The 207-nt window shown below is 61.8% G+C and carries 1 pseudogene; it reads right to left on the reverse strand.

Annotated elements, in window-relative coordinates:
- A pseudogene (locus X730_RS1000000168400) lies at positions 1 to 207 on the reverse strand (hypothetical protein); the annotation flags it as partial.

The following is a 207-nucleotide window of genomic DNA, read 5'->3' on the forward strand; positions in this document are numbered from 1 at the left end:
GATCCGCTCGGCCTGCAGATAGGCGCGGTCACCGATGCGGATCTCGCCCGGCACCACCGGCACGCGGTCGATCAACTCGGCCTCGCTCTGATCGGTGATCTCGATGAAGTCGAACTGCTCGCGCTCAAGCTCAAAGGCGCAGTGCATGCGCCAAAGACCATTGTTCTTCTTCTCATACGCACCGGCCTTGGCAACCGCTGTCGCATC

Source organism: Mesorhizobium sp. L103C131B0 (genome assembly GCF_000502275.1).
Lineage (GTDB): Bacteria > Pseudomonadota > Alphaproteobacteria > Rhizobiales > Rhizobiaceae > Mesorhizobium.